Below are 20788 nucleotides of genomic sequence, written 5' to 3'. Positions count from 1 at the left end.
TCAGGCGCCATCTCCCGGTGCAGGAAGGATCCGCTCTTGGAAGCCCAAGCTTCCGCTCTTCAGCCAGTGAGCGGCTCCTAGCGCCGGAATACGCATTCGCTCACCGAGTGAGCGGGCGCAAGGAGGACTGCAATGCGCTTCAAGAAAACCCTGCTGGCGACCCATGTCGCCCTCGCCATCGCCCTGGCTGGGCAGATCGGCACGGCCAGCGCCACCTGCACAACCAGCGGCGATGGCAAGACGTACACCTGCAACGAGTCCGTCTATTGGGGCCTGCCCGCCGGCACCGAAAAGCTCGAGATCGATACCGGCAACTCGCGTGGCGGTACTGCACCTCTGGCCGGCTTTGGCATCTATGGCAACAACGGCCGCTACGACGTCAAGGAAGCGGTGATCCTGACCGGATCGACATCCGGCACGCTCAGCGGCTACAAGGCCGACGCCATCCAGGCCAACATCGGCAGCAACATCATCTCCATCGACAAGCTGACCATCGTCACCACGGGGCTCTCCGCCGACGGCATCAACGTCACGGAGAACGCCGTCAACTCCACGGTCACCATCGGTGACAACGCAAGCATCACCACTTCCGGCATGGGTGTACGTGCCAACACGTCCAAGAATGGCGGGGTGAACCGGATCGTCGTGGGCAAGGGTGCGGTGATCAGCACCAGCGGCAGCGGCAGCAACGCCAGCGATGGCAACGGCTACGCGATCTACGCCGGCAACCGTAATACCGACTACCTGACCTACAAAGGCGATGCCGAAGTTCGCATCGACGACGGCAGCACCATCAGCACGTCCGGCTCGGCGGCCCACGCCGTATTCGCCAACCGCGGTGGCGAAATCCACCTGGGCAGCACCGATATCACCACCGGCAAGAACACTGCCTACGGCATCTATGCGCAGACCCTGGAAGACTTCAATGGCATGCGCGGCGGCAAGGTGCATCTGTATGGCGACACCAAGGTCACCGTAATCGACGGCACCCGCGCCATGGCCGCCAACGGCGCCGACTCCAGCATCGTCTCGGAGAACGCCGCGATCTACCTGATCGACAGCAGCGCGGCAGACGATCTCGCCAACCGCAAGGGAGCTGCCCTGTACGCCGAGAATCTCGGCAAGCTCGATCTGAAAATGGCCGCCGGCTCCTACCTCAACGGCACCACCAGCACCGCCACCGATGGCGTGATCGACCTGGCCATGGACGGAGCCGCCAGCCAGTGGTTCATGACCGGCAATTCCAACCTCACCAACCTGACGCTCACCAACGGCGCACAACTGGTCTATGACCGCCACGACGAACACGGCGCGTACACCTACAAGACCCTGACCGTGGATGGCGATTTCAACGGCGGTGGCCATCTGGTGATGAACACCTACCTGGGCGACGACACCTCGGAGACCGACAAGCTGGCCATCACCGGCAGTACCTCGGGCGAGACCCGCGTCACCGTCAACAACACCACCGGGCTGGGCGACGAAACCGAACAGGGGATCGAGATGATCACCGTCGGCGGCACCTCCGCGGGCGAGTTCAAATCCGACCGCGTCACCGCTGGCGGCTATGAATACGTGTTGCGCCGCGGCGGCAGCTTCGTCGGCTCCACCGGTGCGGACAGCGACTGGTACCTGACCTCGTACAAGCCGAACGATCCCGATCCGGAGGATCCGCCACCCGTTGACCCGCCGCCGGTTGATCCTCCACCGGTTGATCCGCCGCCAGTTGATCCGCCGCCAGTCGACCCGCCGGGCCCGGTCGACCCGACCCCGGAAAACCCCGATCCGGTCGATCCCGCGCCGGAGCAACCAGGCCCCGTGGACCCAGCTCCGAAGCCCAGCGACAAGGACCGCGTGCGCCAGCCCGAAGGCGGCAGCTACACCGCCAACATCGCGGCGGCCAATACAATGTTCCTGCACCGCCTGCATGACCGCACCGGCAACCTGACCTACGTCGATCCGGATACCGGCAAGGAAGTCACTTCCATGCTCTGGATGCGCAACGTCGATGGCTCTACCCGCTGGGAAGACAGCACCGGCCAGCTCAAGACCGAAGCCAATCGCTACGTGCTGCAGATCGGCAGCGACCTGTACCGCAAGGAAACCGACAACGGCGACTGGGTACTGGGTGTGATGGCCGGCTACGCCAACGGCAACTCGACGACCAAGTCCCGCGTCACCGGCTACCGCTCGCGCGGCGAGATCGACGGCTACAGCCTGGGCGTCTATGGCACCTGGTACGAGAACAAGGACGATGAGAACGGTGCGTACGTCGACAGCTGGATTCTCTACAACGAATTCGATGCCGACGTGAAAGGCGACCAGTTGGCCAAGGAGAGCTACGACCTCAAGGGCATCACCGCTTCCATCGAGGCCGGCAAGACCTTCGAAGTGGCGAAGACCGAGAGCGCCAGCTACTACGTGCAGCCCCAGGCGCAGGTGGTGTACATGGGCGTCAAGGCTGACAGCCACCGCGAGGCCAATGGCACCAGGGTCACCGGCCAGGGCGACGGCAACATCATGACCCGCCTGGGCGCCCGCGCTGCCGTGCGCAGCAACGAGGCTGGCGGTTTCGCCAACACCTACGGCGTGGAGCCATACGTAGAGACCAACTGGATCCACAACTCCAAGGACTTCGGCGCGAAGATGGGCAGCAGCAAGTTCGAGATGGACGGCGCCAGCGACATCTTCGAAGTGAAGCTCGGCGCCACCAGCAAGGTGAACAGCCGGGTCAACGTCTGGGGTGAAGTGGGCAAGCAGTTCGGCGACAACGGTTACCGCGACCAGGCGGTGACGCTGGGGCTGAAGGTCAACTTCTGATCCCCTGCTGAACGAGGGCCGTCGCACGAGAGTGCGGCGGCCTTTTCTTGCACCTCGCCCCCTCCTGGAAACACCTGACATTTCGATCAGCTTTCATCCGCCGGCCCTGTCGTACAGCTGGGCTGCTATGCTCTGCTGCTCGAAGAATCAGGTAGACCAGCGATGACGGCGATGACTCCGCAGACCAACGACCGCACGGGTATTTCGCCCGCTCTGGCCGCGTTGCGCGCAGCCACCCATGCCCTGCATGCCGACCTCGACAGTCGCTCGCCGCTGACTGCCGCGCTTGCCCGCGCCGACTACCTCGATCATGCCGCCCGCGTGCTCGGCTGGATGCGCCCGCTGGAGCAGGCACTCTGGCCGCTCTGGCCGGACGACGACGATGCAGCCCTGCGCCGCGGCAAGAGCCGGTGGCTGGAAGACGACCTGCTGGCCGGCGCCCACGGCGAAGAGCCCGTGGCCGACTGCCCCTGCGTACCCAAGCCGAACTGCCTGGCCGAAGCCTTCGGCATCGCCTACGTCGCCGAAGGCGCAACCCTCGGCGGACGCGTGCTCTACAAGCGCCTCAAGACCTCCCTCGACCCCCTGCCACTGCGCTGGCTGCAAGGCTACGGCGAGCACACGGGCGAGCGCTGGGGCAGCTTCCAGCGCCTGCTGGCCGAACACGTCAGCACCGCCGAAGACATCGCCCTTGCACAACAGGCCGCCGTGCAGGCCTTCACCTCGTTCCGCGACTGGGTGATCGACGCCACACGCGACCGGACGGGCCAGGCATGAGCGATCAGCCTGTCACCCTCGCCAACTGCGAGGACGAACCCATCCATGTGCCCGGCGCGATCCAGCCCCACGGCGCGCTGATCGCACTCGACGAGCAGGGTCGCGTACTCGGCTTCAGCGACAACCTCGGCACCCTGCTGGGCATCGCCCCGCCGCTGGGCGAGCCGCTGGCCGAAGCCTGCGTCGGGCATGGCGTGCTGGCGATGCTCGCGGAAGGGCTGGCCGAGCCAGGTCCCTGGGTCAACAGCGTGGAAGCGCGGATCAACCGGCGCTTCTTCGATGTGATCGGCCACAGCCATGACGGCGTGCGTTACCTGGAGTTCGAGCGGCGCGCGGCCGGCACCGCCTCCTTCACCACCTTCGCCCTCAACGCCCAGCGCCTGGTCAGCCAGCTGCAGCTGCGCAACGACGTCGAGAGCCTGCTGATCAGCGTCACCGAGGAGGTGCGGCGGATGACCGGCTACGACCGCGTCATGGCCTACCGCTTCAACGAAGACGACTCCGGCGAAGTCGTCGCCGAGTCCCGCCGCGATGATCTGGAGAGCTACCTCGGCCAGCGCTACCCGGCATCGGACATTCCCGCCCAGGCGCGGCGCCTGTACCTGCAGAATCCGGTGCGGCTGATCGGCGATGCCGCCTACCAGCCGGTCGCCGTGCACCCCACGCTGAACCCCGGCAGCGGCAAGCCGTTCGACCTGAGCTTCAGCACCCTGCGCAGCGTCTCGCCGATCCACTGCGAGTACCTCACCAACATGGGCGTGCGCGCGTCGATGAGCATTTCCATCGTGGTCGGCGGGCGCCTGTGGGGGCTGTTCTCCTGCCACCACATGAGCCCGAAGGTGGTGCCCTACCCGATCCGCATGTCCTTCCAGGTGTTCTCCCAAGTCTGCAGCGCCATGGTCGAGCGCCTGGAACAGAGCCGCATCAGCGAATTACTGCGCCAGGCTTCCGAGCGCCAGCAGGCGCTGCTGCGCCGCACCCGCGACTCCGACGACCTGCTCAGCGCCCTGGCCCGCCCCGATGCCAGCGTCGCCGACCTGCTGCCCTGTGATGGCGCGGTGGTGATGCTCGGCGGGCGCGCCAGCAGCATCGGCGGCGACTTCGAGGACCTGGCTGTTTCCATCGTCGCCCAGCTGCAACAGGACGACGAGCTGGACCTGTTCCACAGCGACCGCCGCCTGGAACTGCCCGAAGGCCTGCACGACCCGCGCTACTGCGGCGTCATGGCGATTCGTTTCCATCGCCAGGAGTCGGGCTGGATCGTCTGGCTGCGCCTGGAGCAGGTGCACCGCATCCGCTGGGGTGGCAAGCCGGAGAAGATCGTCAAGACCGGCCCTTCCGGCACGCGCCTAACCCCGCGCGGCTCGTTCGAAGCCTGGGAGGAAGTGGTGCGCGGGCGCTCGATGCCCTGGACCGGCATCGACCTGAGCATCGCCGACAAGCTGCGCACCGAACTGGTGGAGTTGTGCCTGAACCGCGCCGGCGAGATCGACCGCATGCGCCAGCGACTGATCGCCGTGCTCGGCCACGACCTGCGCAACCCGCTGCAGTCCATCTCCATGGCGGCCGCGATGCTCTCCTCCAGCGACGTGCGCAATGCCGAACTGCGCCAGCACATCACCTACTCCAGCAGCCGCATGGAGCGCCTGATCAGCCAGATTCTCGAGATGAGCCGCCTGCAAAGCGGCGCGGGAATGACGGTGAAGCCGGTAGCCGCCGAGCTCTCGCAGCTGGTGCGCGATATCGTCCAGGAAACCGACGTGGCCTATCCGGGCCTGTCCATCGAGACCGCCATCGAGGATGACGTGCAGGCCCAGGTCGACCCGGACCGCTACCTGCAGGTGATCGCCAACCTGCTGAGCAACGCCCGCCACCACGGCCGCCCCGGCCGCCCGGTGCTGGTGGAGCTGCGCCGCCAGGGCGAGCTGGCGCGGCTGAGCATCCTCAACGAAGCCGAAGCGCTGGACGAGGCGCGTCTGGGCAACCTCTTCGAGCCGTTCAAGCAGGATGCCGGCGGCCATGGCCGCAACAAGAGCGGGCTGGGCATCGGCCTGTACATTTCCCAGGCCATCGTCAGCGCCCATGGCGGCCGCATCGAAGTGGAACAGGCCGACGGCATCATCACCTTCAGCGTGCTGGTGCCGCTCAAGCCAGCGCCCTGATACAGGAAATTCCTACAATGCAGAACGGCGCCTCGGGGCGCCGTTCTGCATTGGACGAAAAAAGCTCAGCGCAGCTGACTGTCCTTGCTGCCGCGACGGTTGTAGCCGCTGTGGGCGGACTGCTCCTTGTCATGATCGGCCTGGCAGTTGACGCACAGGCGCACGCCGGGAATGGCCTTGCGCCGCGCCTCGGGAATCAGCGCATCGCACTCCTCGCAATGGGTCAGGCTCTCGCCTTTGGGCAACTGGCTGCGCGCCCGTGCAATGGCGTCCTCGATGGTGCTGTCGATCTGCTCCTGAACCGCTCCGTCGTTTGCCCAGCCACTGGCCATGGCGACCTCCCGTGGATCGTTCGCGTGTCCTGCAGATATGCAGGGCACAGCCGGTGATTGCAAGGGCGATGGCGCGCGAAGCGACGAGTGCGTCGTGAGTGGAAATCCAGAAGCGTCTGATGTTCCGCACCTCAGCGGCTGCCGAAAATGGCCGGTCCTTCCGTCTGCCCGGGAATCCGCCATGCGCTACGCCTCCGCCCTGATCGCCAGCCTGTTGCTCACCGGCCTGCTGCCACGCGCCGCCAATGCCGATACCACCGATGCCAGCCTGCGCGACATGGAGCGCTACCTGCTGCTGTACAGCGCCACGGGCGACGAGCGCTTCCTGACCCGCCTGGACAATCTCGGCACAAGCTTCGAGCAGCAGCTCTCCCAGCAGAAGAACGCAGCGAGCCTGCAGGACCTCTGGCAGCTCTATCGGCAGACGCTGGAGCAGGTGCGCGCGGCTTACGTGCAGAAAGGCGTGGACCTGCAGCACGCCGTGGCGCAGACGCGGGAAGTCGCCGCTCTGTTCGACAGTTTCATACTGGCGCGGGAGACGCTGACACCGGGGCTGGAAAATGAATTGCGCGAGTTGGCGCTGCTGGAGGCGCGGCGAGCCAACGAACGCTTGCTGGGAAAGGAAACCGGAGACGATGCCAAGCGCATCGGAGAGTTGCAGGAACGGATCGGCGAACGCCTGGCGGCACTACCCGCCGGTGCCAGCCGGGACTCCCTGCTCTCGCGCTGGAGCTACCTGCGCAAGGCGGAGAAACCCGAAGGCACTCTGCTCTATCCCTTCAACGCTCAGGTCGAATACCTGCTGGCGCATCTGCCGCGCAGCTGAGCGACGCGGGATAGGCGGTCCTACTCTTTGACTTCCATGTATTCGCGCGCCCAGATCTGGTACTCCTCGGGCAGCGTGTACTTCTTCGCCAGTTCCGAAGCGGTCAGGTCGGAGGCATGCACGCCGCGCTGCTCGCGCAGGCAGTCGTAAGTGGCCTTGATCGCGGCGAAGTAGGCGGCGTGGCCGTCGACCACGATGCGCACGCCCAGCTCGGCCAGGCGCGCGTCGTCACGCAGCTCGGGGTTGCCGTAGGACACCAGCATCAGCGGCACGGACAGATGGCGGGAGATGGCTTCCAGGTGGTCGAAGTCGCGGATACCGACCATGCAGATGCCGTCGGCGCCGGCGGCCTGGTAGGCCAGGGTGCGGCGGATCACGTCGTCCACTTCCAGCACCTCGGCGTTGGTGCGGGCGATGATCGCCATTTCCGGATCGATGCGCGCTTCCAGCGCGGCGCGGATCTTGCCGACGCCTTCCTCGACCGGAATCAGATCAGTGGACTTGCGGCCGAACTGCGCGGGCAGCAGGGTGTCCTCGATGGTCAGCGCGGCCACGCCGGCACGTTCCAGTTCGACGATGGTGCGCATGGTATTCAGTGCGTTGCCGTAGCCGTGGTCGGCATCGGCGATCACCGGCAGACGGGCAACGCGACCGATGCGGGTGGCCTGCTCGGTGAATTCGCTCAGGGTGATCAGCGCGAAGTCAGGCGCCGCCAGAACTTGTAGTGAAGCTACAGAACCGCCCAGGATGCCCACCTCGAAACCCAGATCCGCGGCGATGCGCGCCGACATGGGATCGAACACCGATGCGGTGTGATAGCAGGCTGAAGAATTCAGTAAGGCGCGGAAATCCTTGCGCAATTCGTGGAAGGAGGCTCTGTGCATGGTGGGATCCAACTGCTAATACGGGGTGGGAGAACGGAAATCAGATAGTCGAAAACTCTTGTAGGAAAACTACAGGAACACAATGTAGCAAAACTACAAGCTACTCCCCAAGCCCTCTTTGCCACCATAGCCTTCCGACGGATACCCTGGTTTTCCCTCCGCGCTCGCGTAAACTGCGCGGCCGTTTTTTCTCCGGACACTCGCGCACCATGTTCCCGACCACTGCGGCCCGCGCCCTGGGCATCGACTTCGGCACCTCCAACTCTACCGTCGGCTGGTGGCGCCCGGACACCGAACCGCTGATCGCCCTGGAAGACGACAAGATCACCCTGCCCTCGGTGATCTTCTTCAACGTCGAGGAACGCCGCCCGGTCTACGGCCGCCTGGCCCTGCACGAATATCTGGAAGGCTACGAAGGCCGCCTGATGCGCTCGCTGAAAAGCCTGCTGGGTTCCTCGCTGCTGAAAAGCGAGACCACCGTGCTGGGCAGCGCCATGCCGTTCAAGGACCTGCTGGGGCTGTTCATCGGCGAGCTGAAGAAGCGCGCCGAAGCGGTTGCCGGGCGCGAGTTCGAGTCCGTCGTGCTGGGCCGCCCGGTGTTCTTTGTCGACGACGATCCCAAGGCCGACCAGGAAGCCCAGGACACCCTGGTGGCCGTGGCGCAGAAGCTCGGCTTCAAGGACGTCTCCTTCCAGTACGAACCCCTCGCCGCGGCCTTCGACTACGAGCGCAGCATCCAGCGTGAGGAGCTGGTGCTGATCGTCGACATCGGCGGCGGTACCTCGGACTTCTCGCTGGTGCGCCTGTCGCCCGAGCGCCGCGAAGTAGCCGACCGCCAGGGCGATATCCTCGCTACCGGCGGCGTGCACATCGGCGGCACCGACTTCGACAAGCAGCTGAGCATCCAGGGCGTGATGCCGCTGTTCGGCTACGGCAGCAAGATGAAGAGCGACGCCTTCATGCCGACCAGCTACCACCTCAACCTGGCTACCTGGCACACCATCAACGCGGTGTACGCGCAGAAGTCCCAGCTGGCGCTGCAGAACATGCGCTACGACATCGTCGACGCCACCGGCATCGACCGCCTGTTCAAGCTCATCGAGCAGCGCGCCGGCCACTGGCTGGCGATGCAGGTGGAAGCCAGCAAGATCGAGCTGTCCGACACCGAGCGCCGCGACATCGACCTGATGCGTATCGAGCCGGGGCTGGTCGCCGAGCTGAGCCGTGACCTGTTCGAAGGCGCCATCGCCCCGCTGCTGGAGCGCGTGCGCGGCAGCATCACCAACCTGCTCAATTCGGCCGACGTGGACCCGGCGCGCGTGGACACGGTGTTCTTCACCGGCGGTTCCTCCGGCGTACCGGCGTTGCGCCAGAGCGTGGCGGCCATGTTGCCCAACGCCCGACACGTCGACGGCGACCGCTTCGGCGGGATCGGCAACGGCCTGGCCATCGAAGCGATGAAGCGCTACGGCTGAGCGGTCGCGCACTGACGCCGGGACCGCCATGCGCTAGTGTGGCGGTCATTCCTCCCCCGCGCCGGAGCCCGTCATGCGCCTCTTCCACCTGAGCAGCCTCCTGATGCTTTGTGCCGCCCTTTCGGCCTGCGGCCTCGGCGAAACCGCCGCGACCACGGCCGCCACCGCCAAGCTGCAAGCCCAGCAGGCGCAACAGGCCCAGCAGCAGATCGAGCAGCTCAAGCAGCAGATCGATGCCGCCAACGTGCAGAACCAGCAGCGCCTGGACGAAGCCCTGAAAGACGCCGAATAAAAGCCTGCCCTGCAGATTTCTTGAACGCCCGATCCTGGCCTAGGCTCCAAGTTGTGCGAGTGAGTTGCTCAACCAAGGAGAACACCATGTACAAGCGATCACTGCTGGCGCTCTTGGTACTGGCTTCGGTGGCGGGCTGCGCTTCCACCAAGGTGCAGAACCCGGTCAACTACGTCACCTTCCGCGACCAGCCGCTGGTGCGCAATGTCGAGAAGGGGATGAGCCAGGAAGAAGTCCTGAAGATCGGCGGCACACCATCGTCGACGCAGAAGCGCCTGATGAAACCGGGCAGCTGCAACAGCTACATCCTCAGCAAGGATGGGCAGCAACAGCCCTTCTACGTGAGCTTCGACGGCAGTGGCCGAGTCGATGGATCGGGCTTCATGACCTGCTCCGAGCTCGACCGACACGAGCGCGACGCCCAGCCGTGACGCCCGCCCGGGCGTGACGACATGCCCTCGCCGGCCGGCGGGGGCTTTTTCATTCGGCACATCGCCACAGTCCTGCAGGCGGGGATATTCCCGCCACGCGGTGGCCGTCTATCATCCCAGCAGCCACCTGAGGAGCCGACCATGAAATACCGCATCATCGAACTGCCCGCCTTCGACGTGGTGGGCATGGATTACCGTGGCAGCGCACCGGGCGACAGCATTGGCCAGCTGTGGCAGCGCTTCCTGCCACGCGAAAAGGAAGTCAGCGCCAACGCGCAGGACAAGGCCGCCTATGGCGTCTGCACCCAGTTGCCGGGCGGCGAGTTCCACTACATCGCCGGGCTGCCGGTGGAGCCCGGTGCGAACGTACCCGAGGGCATGACCAGCTACGAGGTGCCCGCGCAGAAGTACGCGGTGTTCACCCACATCGGCCCGGTCACCGCCATCGCCGACAGCTTCCAGGCCATCTACTCCAGCCTGCTGGCCCGTCACGGCCTGGAGCCGAAGAAGGGCGTGGATCTGGAGCGCTACACTGAGCGCTTCCTGGGGCCGGAAGATCCGGCGTCGGAAACCGACCTGTACGTGCCGATTTATTAAGCCGCCCCGCAGCCACATGAAGCCTCGCACCATGGCCTGCCCTCTCCCCCGCCCTCTCCCTGAAGGGAGAGGGAGCTTTCCGTGCCGGCTGATGCCAGGGGGTCAGCCGGCATAAGACCAGTCCCCTCTCCCTTCAGGGAGAGGGTTAGGGAGAGGGAATCCAAGGCACAGCGTTCCAGAAGACAGCCGTCGCCCCAACCAGCCTCTATTGACGCTTCGCCGGCCCCTGCGCCTTCGCCGGCTGCCTCATCTGCTGCAGCAGCGCCGCGCACTGGTTGTCGTCCTGCTTGCTCGGGGCGATCAGCGCCAGCAGCGCCGCCGCCGGGGCCACCGCGACACCGAGGGCGACCATCCCTGCGCCACGCGCCGCCAGCGGCAGCACGTGCACGCCCGCTTTCGGATTCTTGAAGGTGCCCTGCACATAGAGCGGCGATCGCAGAGAGAAAATGCGCACGCCCTTGCTCTGCGGCGTGATGTCCAGGTCGAGTTGCTCGGTGGCGAAGTTGGCCGTGCCATCCACCGTGATGATGGCGTTCTCGGTATCGAAGGCGAACACCCGCGGCTTGGCCAGGCCATTGGCAATGCCCACGTCGGCGGCGGCGCAGTTGATCTTCACCTCGTCATCGCCGAACAGCTTGTTCACCACGTAGTTGCCCACGTTGAGCCCGGCGATCTCCATCAGGCTGCGGCTGATGCGGCCGTCATTGATCAGCAGCTTCATCTCGCCGTTGGCGCCGGCCAGGATGGTCGCCACCGAATTGCCAGTGCCGGCGATCGTCGCATCGCCGTTGAGCTCACCGAAGCTCGACTGCATCGGCGCGAAGCTGGGGAACAGCTCCTTGAGCTTGAAGCTGCGCGCCTGCAACTGGACCTTGCTCTGCAGCGGCGTCTTGCCGCCATCCAGGCGGATGTGCGAATCCAGCGTGCCGCCGGCCACGCCGAAGCGCAGCGGCTCCAGGGTCAGCAGGCCATCGTTGAGCACCAGGTGGGTATAGAGGTCACTGATCGGCAGCTTGTCACTGTGCACGATGCGCTTGCCGGTGAACTCCACGTCGGCGTCCATGGCGCGCCAGCGGTCGGTGCGGAACTCTTCCACCGGCAATACCTTGTCGGCCGGCTGGCGGGTGCTCTGGCCGCGCGCCTGCTTTTCCTGGTTCGAGTCGGCGCCGATCAGCGGGCCGAGGTCGGCCATGCGCAACTGGTCCGAGCGCAGCTTGCCGGACAGCTTCGGCCGCGGCTGGCGATTGACGAACACGAGGTCACCATGCAGGTCGCTGTCGCCGACCTTGCCGTTGAAGTTCTCATAGTGGAACTGCGCGCCGGCCGAGTCGTGCAGCTCGGCCTTCAGGCGGCCGTCGGTCTCGTAGGCCGGTGTATCGGGCAGGGTCACACCGGTGAGCGGGAAGAGGTTGGCCATGCTGGTGCCGGCCAGTTGCAGGCGCAAATCCAGCGCGCCAAGGTTCAACGGATCGGTCAGGGTGCCGACGATGCTCGCGCGGGTGCTCCCGGCGGATACGTCGGCCTGAACCGGAAACGGCTTGGCCGCATCCTGCAACGCCAGCACGCCACCGACCTTGCCCGCGCCCGCGAGCGGCAGGCCCTTGTACTGGCCCTTGAGCTTCCAGCCGAACACGTAGTCCTGGGTGGCCGCCTTGTCGCCACCGGCCAGCGCCTTGCCCGCCAACTGGCCGAAGGGCACCGGCTTGCCGAGCGGATCCACCAGCAGCTCGAGGCGAGTCTTCAGGCTCTGGTCGTCGAGGGTGACGCTGCCCTTGTCGAAACCGATCTCGCCGATATCCAGCTTCCACGAGGATTGCTCGGGCATGGCGTTGGGATCTTCTTCCTTCTTGGGCAGCTCGAAGGTCCAGGTGGCGCGGCCGTCAGCCAGACGCAGCAGGTCGGCGCTGGGCCGGGTGAGGACGATCTGCGGGATGCGCACCGTCTGCCACAGCAGCGGCAGCGGGGCAAGGCGGAGCTCGACTTTTTCGAGACTCGCGAAGTTCGGCGCGCGCGTCTTGCCCGCCGCCCAGTCCGGATTGCCCAGGGTAATGTCCTGCGCGCTGAAGTGCGGCCACGGCACGTAGGCGCGCCAGCCGCCCTCCGCAGGTTCCGTGCGCCAGAACACCTGCAGGTCGCCATTGATGGCGAAGGGGCGCCCCAGCTCGGCCGAGACCTTCTCATTGATGGTCGGCTTCACCCGGTTCCAGTCGAAGGTGGCGATGAACACCACCAGCGCGGCGATCACCGCGATGAAACCTGTGAAGCTCCAGAGGCAGATTCGTTTCCCGCGCGTCATACCTGAACTCCCTGCTGGCCGCGTCGGTGGAAGCAGCGACGTCCCCACGCCGCTGCCGGTAATCATCGGCCGCCTGAGCATGCCGGGCCGGCATTCTCCCTTGGCCTGCTCACTTGGACCAGCATAGCGGGGCGTTGTATCCGCCGATTTTCAGGCAGAAGGTCCGATGCAGACGCCACGGCGAGAAAACTTAAACTTTCGCCGCCACCGGCGACTCACACCCTTGTGAACCGATCTGAGCCGTGCGCCACCGCAGCGCCGGTTTGCCACAAGGAGATGACTGATGAACCAGGCACAACTGACCGACGTCCAGACCCTGCGCCAGCGGGCGCGCCAGAACATCGAGGACGGCGCGGTGACCGAGGGCTACCATGCCGATCGCAAGACCGTGCTGCGTCTGCTCAACGAGTCGCTGGCCACCGAGCTGGTCTGCTACCTGCGCTACAAGCGCCACTACTTCATGGCCACGGGCCTGAAGGCGAGCGTCGCCGCGGCGGAATTCCTCGAGCACGCCACCCAGGAACTGCAACATGCCGACCTGCTGGCTGAGCGCATCATGCAACTGGGCGGCGAACCGGACTTCAACCCGGCCGGCCTGACCGAGCGCTCCCACGCCGAGTATGTGGCCGGCAAGAATCTGCGCGAGATGATCACCGAGAACCTGGTCGCCGAGCGCATCGCCATCGATAGCTACCGCGAGATCGTGGTCTACCTGGGCGATGACGACCCCACCACACGCCGCCTGTTCGAGGAGATCCTCGCCCAGGAAGAAGAACACGCCGACGACATGGCGGACCTGCTCCAGGACCTGAAATAACCCATCCCCACCGCCGTCATCGATACCCGGCTCCGGCCGGGTATCGTGGGCGCGGCCCTCCCGCTGAGCGTAAAGCCCCGTTCCAGAGCCTCGCCAGCAGATCTCGCCCCGAATATATCGATTAAATAGATACTAACAATCCCACCGATACCGCCAATCGAAGGCATTGATAGAAGTCAATTTTCAAAATCAACTATATGATTTTAAACAACTTATCTAACAATCATCGGCATCGATAGCGACTATCTTCCAGCATCGTTTTCCAATCGATAATCCAGAACAGATACTGAGTCCGTGTCCAACGAACTCCCCACTCTTTCTGGAGCCGCATCATGAAACGCACCCTCGTACTTGGCTTTGCCCTCTCCGTACTTGCTGCCAATGCCGCTTTCGCCGGCTCCCAGCAGGAATCCCCGGTCATCAATGCCAGCCAGACTCAGGTTCTGGTCCAGGACGGCGCAGAGCGCACCCTGGATCAACAACAGAAACAACTGGACGCCGCCAAGGCCCGTATCGCCGAAAACGGCTCGAGCCAGTCGGTCGATCGTCTGATCCAGAAAATGAACGTCGCCGAGAACGGCTCCAGCCAGACCGTCGACCGCCTGCACAAGCAACTGGGCGTCGCTGAAAACGGCTCGAGCAAAACCATCGACCGTCTGCACAGCGAGATGAGCGTTGCCGAAAACGGTTCGAGCAAGTCGGTTGACCGCCTGCACCAGCAGATGAACGTCGCCGAAAACGGCTCCAGCCAGACCGTCGACCGCCTGCACAAGCAACTGGGCGTCGCTGAAAACGGTTCGAGCAAAACCATCGACCGCCTGCACAGCGAGATGAGCGTTGCCGAAAATGGCTCGAGCAAGTCGGTTGACCGCCTGCACCAGCAGATGAACGTCGCCGAGAACGGCTCCAGCCAGACCGTCGACCGCCTGCACAAGCAACTGGGCGTCGCTGAAAACGGTTCGAGCAAAACCATCGACCGTCTGCACGGCGAGATGAACGTGGCCGAGAATGGCTCCGAGCACACCGTCGACCAACTGCACAGCAACATGGTTGCCGAGTCGGGTGGCGACACCGTCTTCAACGCCCACCTGAAGGCATAAGTCTCCAGGCAGTACACCGCAAGGTGAGAGAAAAGCCCGGCCCCGCCGGGCTTTCTTATCGCTCCAGAGCCGCAAGAGCGCGCCATCGATATCAGGCCACCCGTGATTTGTAACGGCGTCTTGCCTGAAACCTCCCTTTAAGAGCCTGAACACGCCGCCCTAGAGCGGTTTTCGTCGTTCCATCATTGGCGGCGATAGTTGAAATTAGCCGGCTAAATAATCGACATCACTGATGCTCTGTATCACCCATCATCGTTTTTAAATCGATTTATCCGAAGGGAAAATAACCCTGTAGCCAAAACAAACCGCCCCCTTTCGGAGCCACCCAACATGAAAACCAAGATCGCCCTCAGCCTTGCACTCACTTCCCTGATGACCGCCAGCGCAGTCTTCGCCGCCCCGGCCATCCTCAACAACGGCCCGCGCAGCACCCACCAACTCCAGCAGCAGAGCGCCGAAGCCCGTGTTGCCGATAATGGCTCCGAGCGCACCATCGATCGCCTGCACAAACAAATGGACGACGCCCGCATTGCCGACAACGGTTCCGAGCGCACCATCGATCGCCTGCACAAGCAAATGGACGATGCCCGCGTTGCCGAGAACGGCTCCGAGCACACCATCGACAAGCTGCACAGCAACATGGTCGCCGAGTCGGGTGGTGACACCGTGTTCGATGCCCACCTGAAGCGTGTTTCCTGATTGATGCGAAATACGCCGAACAGGCGAAAGAAAAGCCCGGCATCTGCCGGGCTTTCTCATTTCCAGGATCTCGATCCGGCGGCCTATCAGCTCTTCAGATCGGCGCCGTCCGGCTCGCCGTCGGAGCGGCCGATGCTGGCCGGCGCTTCCACCACCAGCTCTTCCGGTACCTCGTCGACGCGCGGGTCCAGCGCTGCAGCCATCGGGCTGACGGTGTCGGGCATGGCCACGTGATGCAGCGGCGCCTCATCGACACGGTGCACGCCGGTGACGCGCTTGGGCTGCACCCAGAAGATCAGGATCAGCGCATAGGCTGACACCAGCATGTAGAACATGCCCGGGCCGAAGTGGCGCATCATCGCGCCGGCGAACAGCGGGCCGATACAGGCGCCCACGCCGTAGGTGGTCAGCAGCATCGCCGAGAGAGCCACGCGGCGCGACTGCTCGACGTGGTCGTTGCCCAAGGCCACTGCCAGCGGGTAGAGCGTGAACAGCAGCATGCCGGTGACGAAACCGTTGGCCAGCAGCAGCGTGTACGGCAGCTCGATCAACCCCCACATCGGCACCGCAGCCAGGCACAGCAGCAAGGCATTGGCGCGGATCAGCCAGCTGCGGTTCATCCGGTCGGACAACCAGCCCAAAGGCCACTGCGCGCAGAAGCCGGCGACGATACACATGCCGACGAACAGGCTCGCCTGCGAGGTGTCCAGACCGTTGCGCGCCGCATACACCGGCGCCAGGCCGTAGAACGCGCCGACCATCAGGCCCGCGACGAAGATGGTGCCCAGCGATTGCGGCACGCGCTTCCAGAAGAAACCGATCTCCAGCGGCGCCGCCACCAGCTTGGCCGGGTGGACGCGGCGGGTCAGTGCCAGCGGGATCAGGCACGAGGAGAAGCAGATGGCGACCAGCAGCAGCGGCTTGTAATCCAGTACCGGGCTCAGCGCCAGCAGGCCCTGGCCGACGACGAGGCCGGCATCCACCGCCACCATGTAGCCGGCGAACACCTTGCCACGCTGGTGCCCCTCGGCCTGCTCGTTGAGCCAGCTCTCGATCACCATGTACTGGTTCATCATTACCGCGCCCATCACGAAGCGCAGGACGATCCACACCTCCAGCTGCGAGACCAGCGCGTGGATCAGCACGATCACCGTCGCCATGCCCGCACAGGCCACGTACGAACGAATGTGGCCGAAGCCGGCAATCAGCTTGTGGCCGAACTTGCCGCCGCAGACCAGGCCGAAATAGTAGGCCGCCATCAGGCCGCCGACCCACAGGTCGCTGACGCCCTCCTGGGTCAGGCGCAGGCCCATGTAGGTGGTGAACAGGCCGGAGCCGGCGAGCATCAGCAGCGTGGCGGTATAGAGCGCAGGGAACGTGACGAGCGGGCTGAACATGGCGAGTCCGGCAGGCAAATGAGGGATGTGGGTGTAACGGCAAGGTTAGCCGTCCGCACATCGGACAGCGGTCGTGCGGCAAAGATCACATGGTTTGCGGCAGGTGCGCATTATGGCCGTCGGCCAGCGCGCCGGCTATCGGACGCGCGCCCGCCGGCAAACCGGTGAACCCCTGCGCCCGGCGGCCACTCCAATGCAGTATGTGGCCGGAGAATCATCATGCCGCTCCAGGAACTGAAACCCTTCCTGCTCTACTGCACCCTGATCAACTACGCCATCCTGCTGATCTGGTTCTTCGCCTTCAGCCTGGCCCACGACTTCGTCTACCGCCTGCACACACGCTGGTTCGAGCTGCCGGTGGAAAAATTCGATGCCATTCATTACGGCGGCATGGCGCTCTACAAGATCGGCGTCCTGCTGTTCAACCTGGCGCCACTGCTGGCGCTGTGCATGCTTTCCTGAATCGATGCGCCACCGGTGCGACATCATGACCGCCGATCGGAAAGCAACTTGTTGAAATTTATTAGAAATACTCAGGTCGTAGGGTGCGTGCAGTTTTCAGGAGAACACCAACGTGAACCATGCAACTCGCAGCCTGCGAAAGACTCTCGACGCCGTCGCCGCGAACAACGAAGCCACGGCGCTGGAAGTCATGCGGGCAGTCGAACAGGTCCAGGATGACCTGCTCCGGCAGAAGCTGCTCAAGTCCATCCACCACCTCAACCAGGACGCCGCCGAGTTGCGCGCCCTGCGTGAAGAAGTCGCCTCGCCGCTTTCCCGTCGCGCCTGATCCGGATCAGGCGCCGGCCGGCACCGTGGGTCGGCGATGGATCCAGATGCGCTTGAGCACCGTGGCGAACTGCGCCGACAGGCGGCCGCTGTTGTAGGTCTGGCCGTAGCGCGAAGCGATTTCCCGGACTTCCCGCGACAGTGCCGCATAACGCCGCGCCGGCAGGTCCGGGTAGAGGTGGTGCTCGATCTGGTGGCTGAGGTTGCCGGTCATGATGTGGAAGATCGGCCCGCCTTCCAGGTTGCTCGACCCGCGCAGCTGGCGCAGATACCAATGGCCGCGCGTCTCGTCCTGCAGCACCTCGGGTGGGAACACCGCAGCCTTCTCGGTGAAGTGGCCGCAGAAGATCACGGTGAAGGTCCACAGGTTGCGCATCAGGTTGGCGATGACGTTGCCCAGCAGCACCGCGCCGAAGGCGCCGGTGAACAGGCCGAGCAGCGGGAACACCAGGTAGTCCTTGACCCACTGGCGCCCGACCTTGGCGTTGAACTGGCGCAGTAGCGGGCGCAGTTCTTCCTTGCTCATCCGTCCCTTCACGTACTTGTCCAGGCGCAGGTGCTGAACCGCCACGGCGTACTGGAACAGCAGCGCCTGGAGAGTCACCCACAGCGGCTGCCAGCGGTAGAAGGGTTTCCACCTCTGCTCCGGGAACAGCCGTACCACGCCGTAACCAACGTCGTCGTCCATGCCCAGCACGTTGGTATAGGTGTGGTGCACATGGTTGTGCGTGTGCCGCCAGAAGTCCGCGGGGCCGACGATGTCCCACTCGTAGTGCTGGCCGGAGAATTCCGGATCGTTCATCCAGTCGTACTGGCCATGCATGACGTTATGGCCCAGCTCCATGTTCTCCAGGATCTTGCCCAGCCCGAGCAGCAAGGTGCCCAGCAGCCAGGTCGGCGGGAACCAGCCGGCCATCAGCAGCACGCGGCCGCACCAGCAACACAGGCGCACCGCCGCGCGGATACGCCGGATGTAACGGGCGTCTTTCGCGCCCAGGTCGTGCAGGGTGCGCTGGCGCAGGGCGTCCAGCTCGGCACCGAAGGCCGCCAGCTCGGCGGCAGTGAGGTCGCGATCTTCGCGCATCGTTGGCTGTCCTGATTCAGAGATCGACCGTCAGGTCGCCCTGGGGCGCGCTGACGCAGATACGGATGGGCTGGCCCGGCTCGCTGAACAGCTCACCGCTACGCAGGTCACGCACGCAACCGCTGACCAACGTGCAGGTGCAACGGGTGCACACGCCCTGACGGCAGCCATGCACCGGGCGCAGACCATGGGACTCGGCCTGCTCCAGCAGGCTGCGGCGGCTATCGCCCGCTACCTGGAGCGCGCTGCGGGCGAAGCGCACGCTCACGGCTTTTGCCGGCTCGCGATCGTCCCACGCCGGCGGGCTGAAGCTTTCCACCTGCAGGCTGCGGCTGCTCGTGCCCAGGGCCTGGCGCACGGTTTCGACAAAACCGCCGGGGCCGCAGGCGAGCACGTGGCGGCCATCCAGATCGGCCACGTGATCGCGCTGGAAACGTCCGGACAACTCGCCGTCCAGCGCGGCATCACCGCTCAGCGCCCAGCGCAATTCGAGATTCGGGTATTGCCGCGCCAGTGCTTCCAACCCGACGACGAAAGCCTTCTGACCGCGCTCACGGACGTAATGCAGCAACGTCACCGGGCCGCCGTAACCACGCTCCAGCGCCTCGCGGAGCAAACCGAGCAAGGGCGTCAGGCCACTGCCCGCAGCCAGTAGCAGCACGCCCCGGTCATCGGCCGGCCAGCTCAGGTCGCCATCTGGCTGGCCCAGCTCCAGCACGTCACCGACGCACAGTCGTTGCAGCAGGAAGGAAGAAATCCGCCCGCCCGGCTGCAGCTTCACAGCGAACTCCAGGCAACCGTCCTCGGCGATACGGGTCAGGCTGTAGCTGCGGCTGTGGCGCACACCATCGCGCTCGACGAACAGCTGCAGGTGCTGGCCCGGGCGCGCGCCGCGCCAGTGCGCATTGGGGCGCAGGCGCAGTTCGAGCATGTCATCGGCCACCCATTGCCGCGCCTCGACCCGCGCGAACACTCGCTGCAACGACCAGCCGCGGTTGCAGGCGCGCAGCACAGCATCGACGTCCGACTCGCGCAGCCACTGGCCACGTACCAGGGCACGCAGCGGTGACAGTAGCGGCGAGACCAGACGCAGGCTGGCGAAGGGAAGCAGGGGCATGGATGGATACCGAACAGTAAACAGGTGTTCACTTAAAATCTCACGCGAAAGACTTTTCAGTCAACATTTGTTCACTATTCCGCTCGGAACTTGCCCCGCCATGACCGGCATTTGTTAGAGTGCCTGCGCCCTCGCCCTGGATAGCACTGCCGTATGGCCACTCCCCGCGCCGAACAGAAACAACAGACCCGCCTGGCCCTGATGGATGCCGCGCGCAGCCTGATGGACAGCGGCCTCGGTTTCGGCAGCTTGAGCCTGCGGGAGGTGGCGAAGACAGCCGGGATCGTCCCGGCAGGGTTCTACCGGCACTTCACCGACATGGACCAGCTCGGCCTCGCCCTGGTCGCCGATGTCGACGAGACCTTCCGCGAGACCCTGCGCGTGGTGCGCCGCAACGAGTTCGAGCTGGGCGGGGTGATCGAGGCCTCGGTGCGCATCTTCCTCGATGCCGTCACCGCCAACCGCACCCAGTTCCTCTTCCTCGCCCGCGAGCAGTACGGTGGCTCGCACCCGATCCGCCAGGCAGTCGGCGCCCTGCGCCAGCGCATCACCGACGACCTCGCCGCCGACCTGGCATTGCTCAACAAGCTGCCGCACCTGGGAACCCAGGACATCGACGTGATCGCCGACCTGGTGGTGAAGACGGTATTCGCCACCCTGCCCGAGCTGATCGACCCGCCGGCCGAAAGCCTGCCAACGCACCTCTCGCCCCAGGCCAAGATCACCCAGCAGCTGCGCTTCATCATGATCGGCGCCAAGCACTGGACCGGGATCGGCTCGCGGCCCTGAGTGGCATCGCCTCTTTTTTCCCTGGGGCTTTCTACCTTCGCCTTCCCTCACCCCAACCCTCTCCCAAGGGGAGAGGGGGCAGAGCTTGCCGGCTGACGCTGTGG

20 protein-coding genes are annotated in these 20788 nt (G+C 64.9%); 14 read left to right on the top strand and 6 right to left on the bottom strand.

The window, feature by feature from the left end:
- Positions 1 to 132: 132 nt before the first annotated feature.
- From G4G71_RS06300 to G4G71_RS06290, 3 genes are all read left to right on the top strand, one after another.
- The gene (locus tag G4G71_RS06300) at positions 133 to 2820 is read left to right on the top strand and encodes an autotransporter outer membrane beta-barrel domain-containing protein (RefSeq protein ID WP_169936222.1); all 2688 of its coding nucleotides are present in this window, start codon (positions 133 to 135) and stop codon (positions 2818 to 2820) included.
- A gap of 171 nt (positions 2821 to 2991) precedes the next feature.
- Positions 2992 to 3597 (top strand): biliverdin-producing heme oxygenase, encoded by a 606-nt coding sequence (locus tag G4G71_RS06295; protein WP_169942532.1) that lies wholly within the window; start codon positions 2992 to 2994, stop codon positions 3595 to 3597.
- Positions 3594 to 5759: a GAF domain-containing protein gene (locus G4G71_RS06290; protein WP_169936220.1), complete on the top strand. Its 2166-nt coding sequence runs from the start codon at positions 3594 to 3596 to the stop codon at positions 5757 to 5759. The genes G4G71_RS06295 and G4G71_RS06290 overlap by 4 nt, the downstream gene beginning before the upstream one ends.
- A 65-nt stretch (positions 5760 to 5824) precedes the next feature.
- Here the strand turns inward: G4G71_RS06290 and G4G71_RS06285 are convergent, their stop codons facing one another.
- A complete protein-coding gene (locus G4G71_RS06285; RefSeq protein ID WP_169936218.1) occupies positions 5825 to 6091 on the bottom strand; it encodes a DksA/TraR family C4-type zinc finger protein in 267 nt (88 codons plus the stop codon).
- 181 nt (positions 6092 to 6272) lie between these two features.
- Here G4G71_RS06285 and G4G71_RS06280 point away from each other — a divergent pair, with 181 nt between their 5' ends.
- On the top strand, positions 6273 to 6917 hold the full coding sequence (locus G4G71_RS06280) for a hypothetical protein (RefSeq protein WP_169936216.1): 645 nt from the start codon (positions 6273 to 6275) through the stop codon (positions 6915 to 6917).
- 20 nt (positions 6918 to 6937) lie between these two features.
- Here G4G71_RS06280 and G4G71_RS06275 read toward each other — a convergent pair whose 3' ends face one another.
- Positions 6938 to 7801 (bottom strand): isocitrate lyase/PEP mutase family protein, encoded by an 864-nt coding sequence (locus G4G71_RS06275; RefSeq protein WP_169936214.1) that lies wholly within the window; start codon positions 7799 to 7801, stop codon positions 6938 to 6940.
- A 209-nt stretch (positions 7802 to 8010) separates the two neighbouring features.
- Between G4G71_RS06275 and G4G71_RS06270 the strand changes: the two genes are divergently transcribed.
- The 4 genes from G4G71_RS06270 (at position 8011) to G4G71_RS06255 (ending at position 10596) form a co-directional block, all read left to right on the top strand.
- Positions 8011 to 9276, top strand: coding sequence for an Hsp70 family protein (locus G4G71_RS06270; RefSeq protein WP_169936212.1), 1266 nt, complete (start codon positions 8011 to 8013; stop codon positions 9274 to 9276).
- 73 nt (positions 9277 to 9349) lie between these two features.
- The gene (locus G4G71_RS06265; protein WP_169936210.1) at positions 9350 to 9568 is read left to right on the top strand and encodes a hypothetical protein; all 219 of its coding nucleotides are present in this window, start codon (positions 9350 to 9352) and stop codon (positions 9566 to 9568) included.
- A gap of 86 nt (positions 9569 to 9654) precedes the next feature.
- Positions 9655 to 9999 (top strand): osmotically-inducible lipoprotein OsmE, encoded by a 345-nt coding sequence (osmE, locus tag G4G71_RS06260; RefSeq protein ID WP_169936208.1) that lies wholly within the window; start codon positions 9655 to 9657, stop codon positions 9997 to 9999.
- Positions 10000 to 10140: 141 nt separating this feature from the next.
- The gene (locus G4G71_RS06255) at positions 10141 to 10596 is read left to right on the top strand and encodes a GyrI-like domain-containing protein (RefSeq protein ID WP_169936206.1); all 456 of its coding nucleotides are present in this window, start codon (positions 10141 to 10143) and stop codon (positions 10594 to 10596) included.
- 205 nt (positions 10597 to 10801) lie between these two features.
- On the opposite strand, the gene G4G71_RS06250 is transcribed toward G4G71_RS06255, so the two are convergent.
- Positions 10802 to 12892, bottom strand: coding sequence for an AsmA family protein (locus tag G4G71_RS06250; protein ID WP_169936204.1), 2091 nt, complete (start codon positions 12890 to 12892; stop codon positions 10802 to 10804).
- Positions 12893 to 13175: 283 nt separating this feature from the next.
- Here G4G71_RS06250 and G4G71_RS06245 point away from each other — a divergent pair, with 283 nt between their 5' ends.
- The 3 genes from G4G71_RS06245 (at position 13176) to G4G71_RS06235 (ending at position 15508) form a co-directional block, all read left to right on the top strand.
- On the top strand, positions 13176 to 13709 hold the full coding sequence (locus G4G71_RS06245; RefSeq protein ID WP_169936202.1) for a ferritin-like domain-containing protein: 534 nt from the start codon (positions 13176 to 13178) through the stop codon (positions 13707 to 13709).
- A 332-nt stretch (positions 13710 to 14041) separates the two neighbouring features.
- The gene (locus G4G71_RS06240; protein ID WP_169936200.1) at positions 14042 to 14809 is read left to right on the top strand and encodes a hypothetical protein; all 768 of its coding nucleotides are present in this window, start codon (positions 14042 to 14044) and stop codon (positions 14807 to 14809) included.
- A 330-nt stretch (positions 14810 to 15139) separates the two neighbouring features.
- Positions 15140 to 15508, top strand: coding sequence for a phage infection protein (locus tag G4G71_RS06235; protein WP_169936198.1), 369 nt, complete (start codon positions 15140 to 15142; stop codon positions 15506 to 15508).
- Between the two features lie 86 nt (positions 15509 to 15594).
- Here G4G71_RS06235 and G4G71_RS06230 read toward each other — a convergent pair whose 3' ends face one another.
- Complete coding sequence (locus G4G71_RS06230; protein WP_169936196.1) at positions 15595 to 16905, bottom strand: MFS transporter; 1311 nt, start codon at positions 16903 to 16905, stop codon at positions 15595 to 15597.
- A 219-nt stretch (positions 16906 to 17124) separates the two neighbouring features.
- Here G4G71_RS06230 and G4G71_RS06225 point away from each other — a divergent pair, with 219 nt between their 5' ends.
- Together G4G71_RS06225 and G4G71_RS06220 are read left to right on the top strand one after the other, a co-directional pair.
- The gene (locus G4G71_RS06225; protein WP_169936194.1) at positions 17125 to 17367 is read left to right on the top strand and encodes a DUF6868 family protein; all 243 of its coding nucleotides are present in this window, start codon (positions 17125 to 17127) and stop codon (positions 17365 to 17367) included.
- A gap of 112 nt (positions 17368 to 17479) precedes the next feature.
- The gene (locus tag G4G71_RS06220; RefSeq protein ID WP_169936192.1) at positions 17480 to 17695 is read left to right on the top strand and encodes a hypothetical protein; all 216 of its coding nucleotides are present in this window, start codon (positions 17480 to 17482) and stop codon (positions 17693 to 17695) included.
- A gap of 6 nt (positions 17696 to 17701) precedes the next feature.
- Here G4G71_RS06220 and G4G71_RS06215 read toward each other — a convergent pair whose 3' ends face one another.
- Together G4G71_RS06215 and G4G71_RS06210 are read right to left on the bottom strand one after the other, a co-directional pair.
- The gene (locus G4G71_RS06215) at positions 17702 to 18802 is read right to left on the bottom strand and encodes a fatty acid desaturase family protein (protein WP_420826006.1); all 1101 of its coding nucleotides are present in this window, start codon (positions 18800 to 18802) and stop codon (positions 17702 to 17704) included.
- Entirely contained in the window at positions 18795 to 19895 is a 1101-nt protein-coding gene (locus G4G71_RS06210; RefSeq protein ID WP_169936186.1) for a flavin reductase family protein, read from the bottom strand. Before G4G71_RS06210 ends, G4G71_RS06215 begins: the two co-directional genes overlap by 8 nt.
- A 153-nt stretch (positions 19896 to 20048) precedes the next feature.
- Here G4G71_RS06210 and G4G71_RS06205 point away from each other — a divergent pair, with 153 nt between their 5' ends.
- Entirely contained in the window at positions 20049 to 20684 is a 636-nt protein-coding gene (locus G4G71_RS06205) for a TetR family transcriptional regulator (protein WP_169936184.1), read from the top strand.
- Positions 20685 to 20788: the final 104 nt, after the last annotated feature.

Source organism: Pseudomonas multiresinivorans, assembly GCF_012971725.1.
GTDB classification, from domain to species: Bacteria; Pseudomonadota; Gammaproteobacteria; order Pseudomonadales; family Pseudomonadaceae; genus Pseudomonas; species Pseudomonas multiresinivorans.
Note: the sequence above shows the minus strand (reverse complement) of the source record. Positions and strands in the feature narration are given on the sequence as shown.

What these genes read in the sequence shown, in the direction of transcription:
- G4G71_RS06300 (WP_169936222.1), top strand. Translation starts at nt 133, where the DNA reads ATGCGCTTCAAGAAAACCCTGCTGGCGACCCATGTCGCCCTCGCCATC.
- G4G71_RS06295 (WP_169942532.1), top strand. Translation starts at nt 2,992, where the DNA reads ATGACTCCGCAGACCAACGACCGCACGGGTATTTCGCCCGCTCTGGCC.
- G4G71_RS06290 (WP_169936220.1), top strand. Translation starts at nt 3,594, where the DNA reads ATGAGCGATCAGCCTGTCACCCTCGCCAACTGCGAGGACGAACCCATC.
- G4G71_RS06285 (WP_169936218.1), bottom strand. Translation starts at nt 6,091, where the DNA reads ATGGCCAGTGGCTGGGCAAACGACGGAGCGGTTCAGGAGCAGATCGAC.
- G4G71_RS06280 (WP_169936216.1), top strand. Translation starts at nt 6,273, where the DNA reads ATGCGCTACGCCTCCGCCCTGATCGCCAGCCTGTTGCTCACCGGCCTG.
- G4G71_RS06275 (WP_169936214.1), bottom strand. Translation starts at nt 7,801, where the DNA reads ATGCACAGAGCCTCCTTCCACGAATTGCGCAAGGATTTCCGCGCCTTA.
- G4G71_RS06270 (WP_169936212.1), top strand. Translation starts at nt 8,011, where the DNA reads ATGTTCCCGACCACTGCGGCCCGCGCCCTGGGCATCGACTTCGGCACC.
- G4G71_RS06265 (WP_169936210.1), top strand. Translation starts at nt 9,350, where the DNA reads ATGCGCCTCTTCCACCTGAGCAGCCTCCTGATGCTTTGTGCCGCCCTT.
- osmE (WP_169936208.1), top strand. Translation starts at nt 9,655, where the DNA reads ATGTACAAGCGATCACTGCTGGCGCTCTTGGTACTGGCTTCGGTGGCG.
- G4G71_RS06255 (WP_169936206.1), top strand. Translation starts at nt 10,141, where the DNA reads ATGAAATACCGCATCATCGAACTGCCCGCCTTCGACGTGGTGGGCATG.
- G4G71_RS06250 (WP_169936204.1), bottom strand. Translation starts at nt 12,892, where the DNA reads ATGACGCGCGGGAAACGAATCTGCCTCTGGAGCTTCACAGGTTTCATC.
- G4G71_RS06245 (WP_169936202.1), top strand. Translation starts at nt 13,176, where the DNA reads ATGAACCAGGCACAACTGACCGACGTCCAGACCCTGCGCCAGCGGGCG.
- G4G71_RS06240 (WP_169936200.1), top strand. Translation starts at nt 14,042, where the DNA reads ATGAAACGCACCCTCGTACTTGGCTTTGCCCTCTCCGTACTTGCTGCC.
- G4G71_RS06235 (WP_169936198.1), top strand. Translation starts at nt 15,140, where the DNA reads ATGAAAACCAAGATCGCCCTCAGCCTTGCACTCACTTCCCTGATGACC.
- G4G71_RS06230 (WP_169936196.1), bottom strand. Translation starts at nt 16,905, where the DNA reads ATGTTCAGCCCGCTCGTCACGTTCCCTGCGCTCTATACCGCCACGCTG.
- G4G71_RS06225 (WP_169936194.1), top strand. Translation starts at nt 17,125, where the DNA reads ATGCCGCTCCAGGAACTGAAACCCTTCCTGCTCTACTGCACCCTGATC.
- G4G71_RS06210 (WP_169936186.1), bottom strand. Translation starts at nt 19,895, where the DNA reads ATGCCCCTGCTTCCCTTCGCCAGCCTGCGTCTGGTCTCGCCGCTACTG.
- G4G71_RS06205 (WP_169936184.1), top strand. Translation starts at nt 20,049, where the DNA reads ATGGCCACTCCCCGCGCCGAACAGAAACAACAGACCCGCCTGGCCCTG.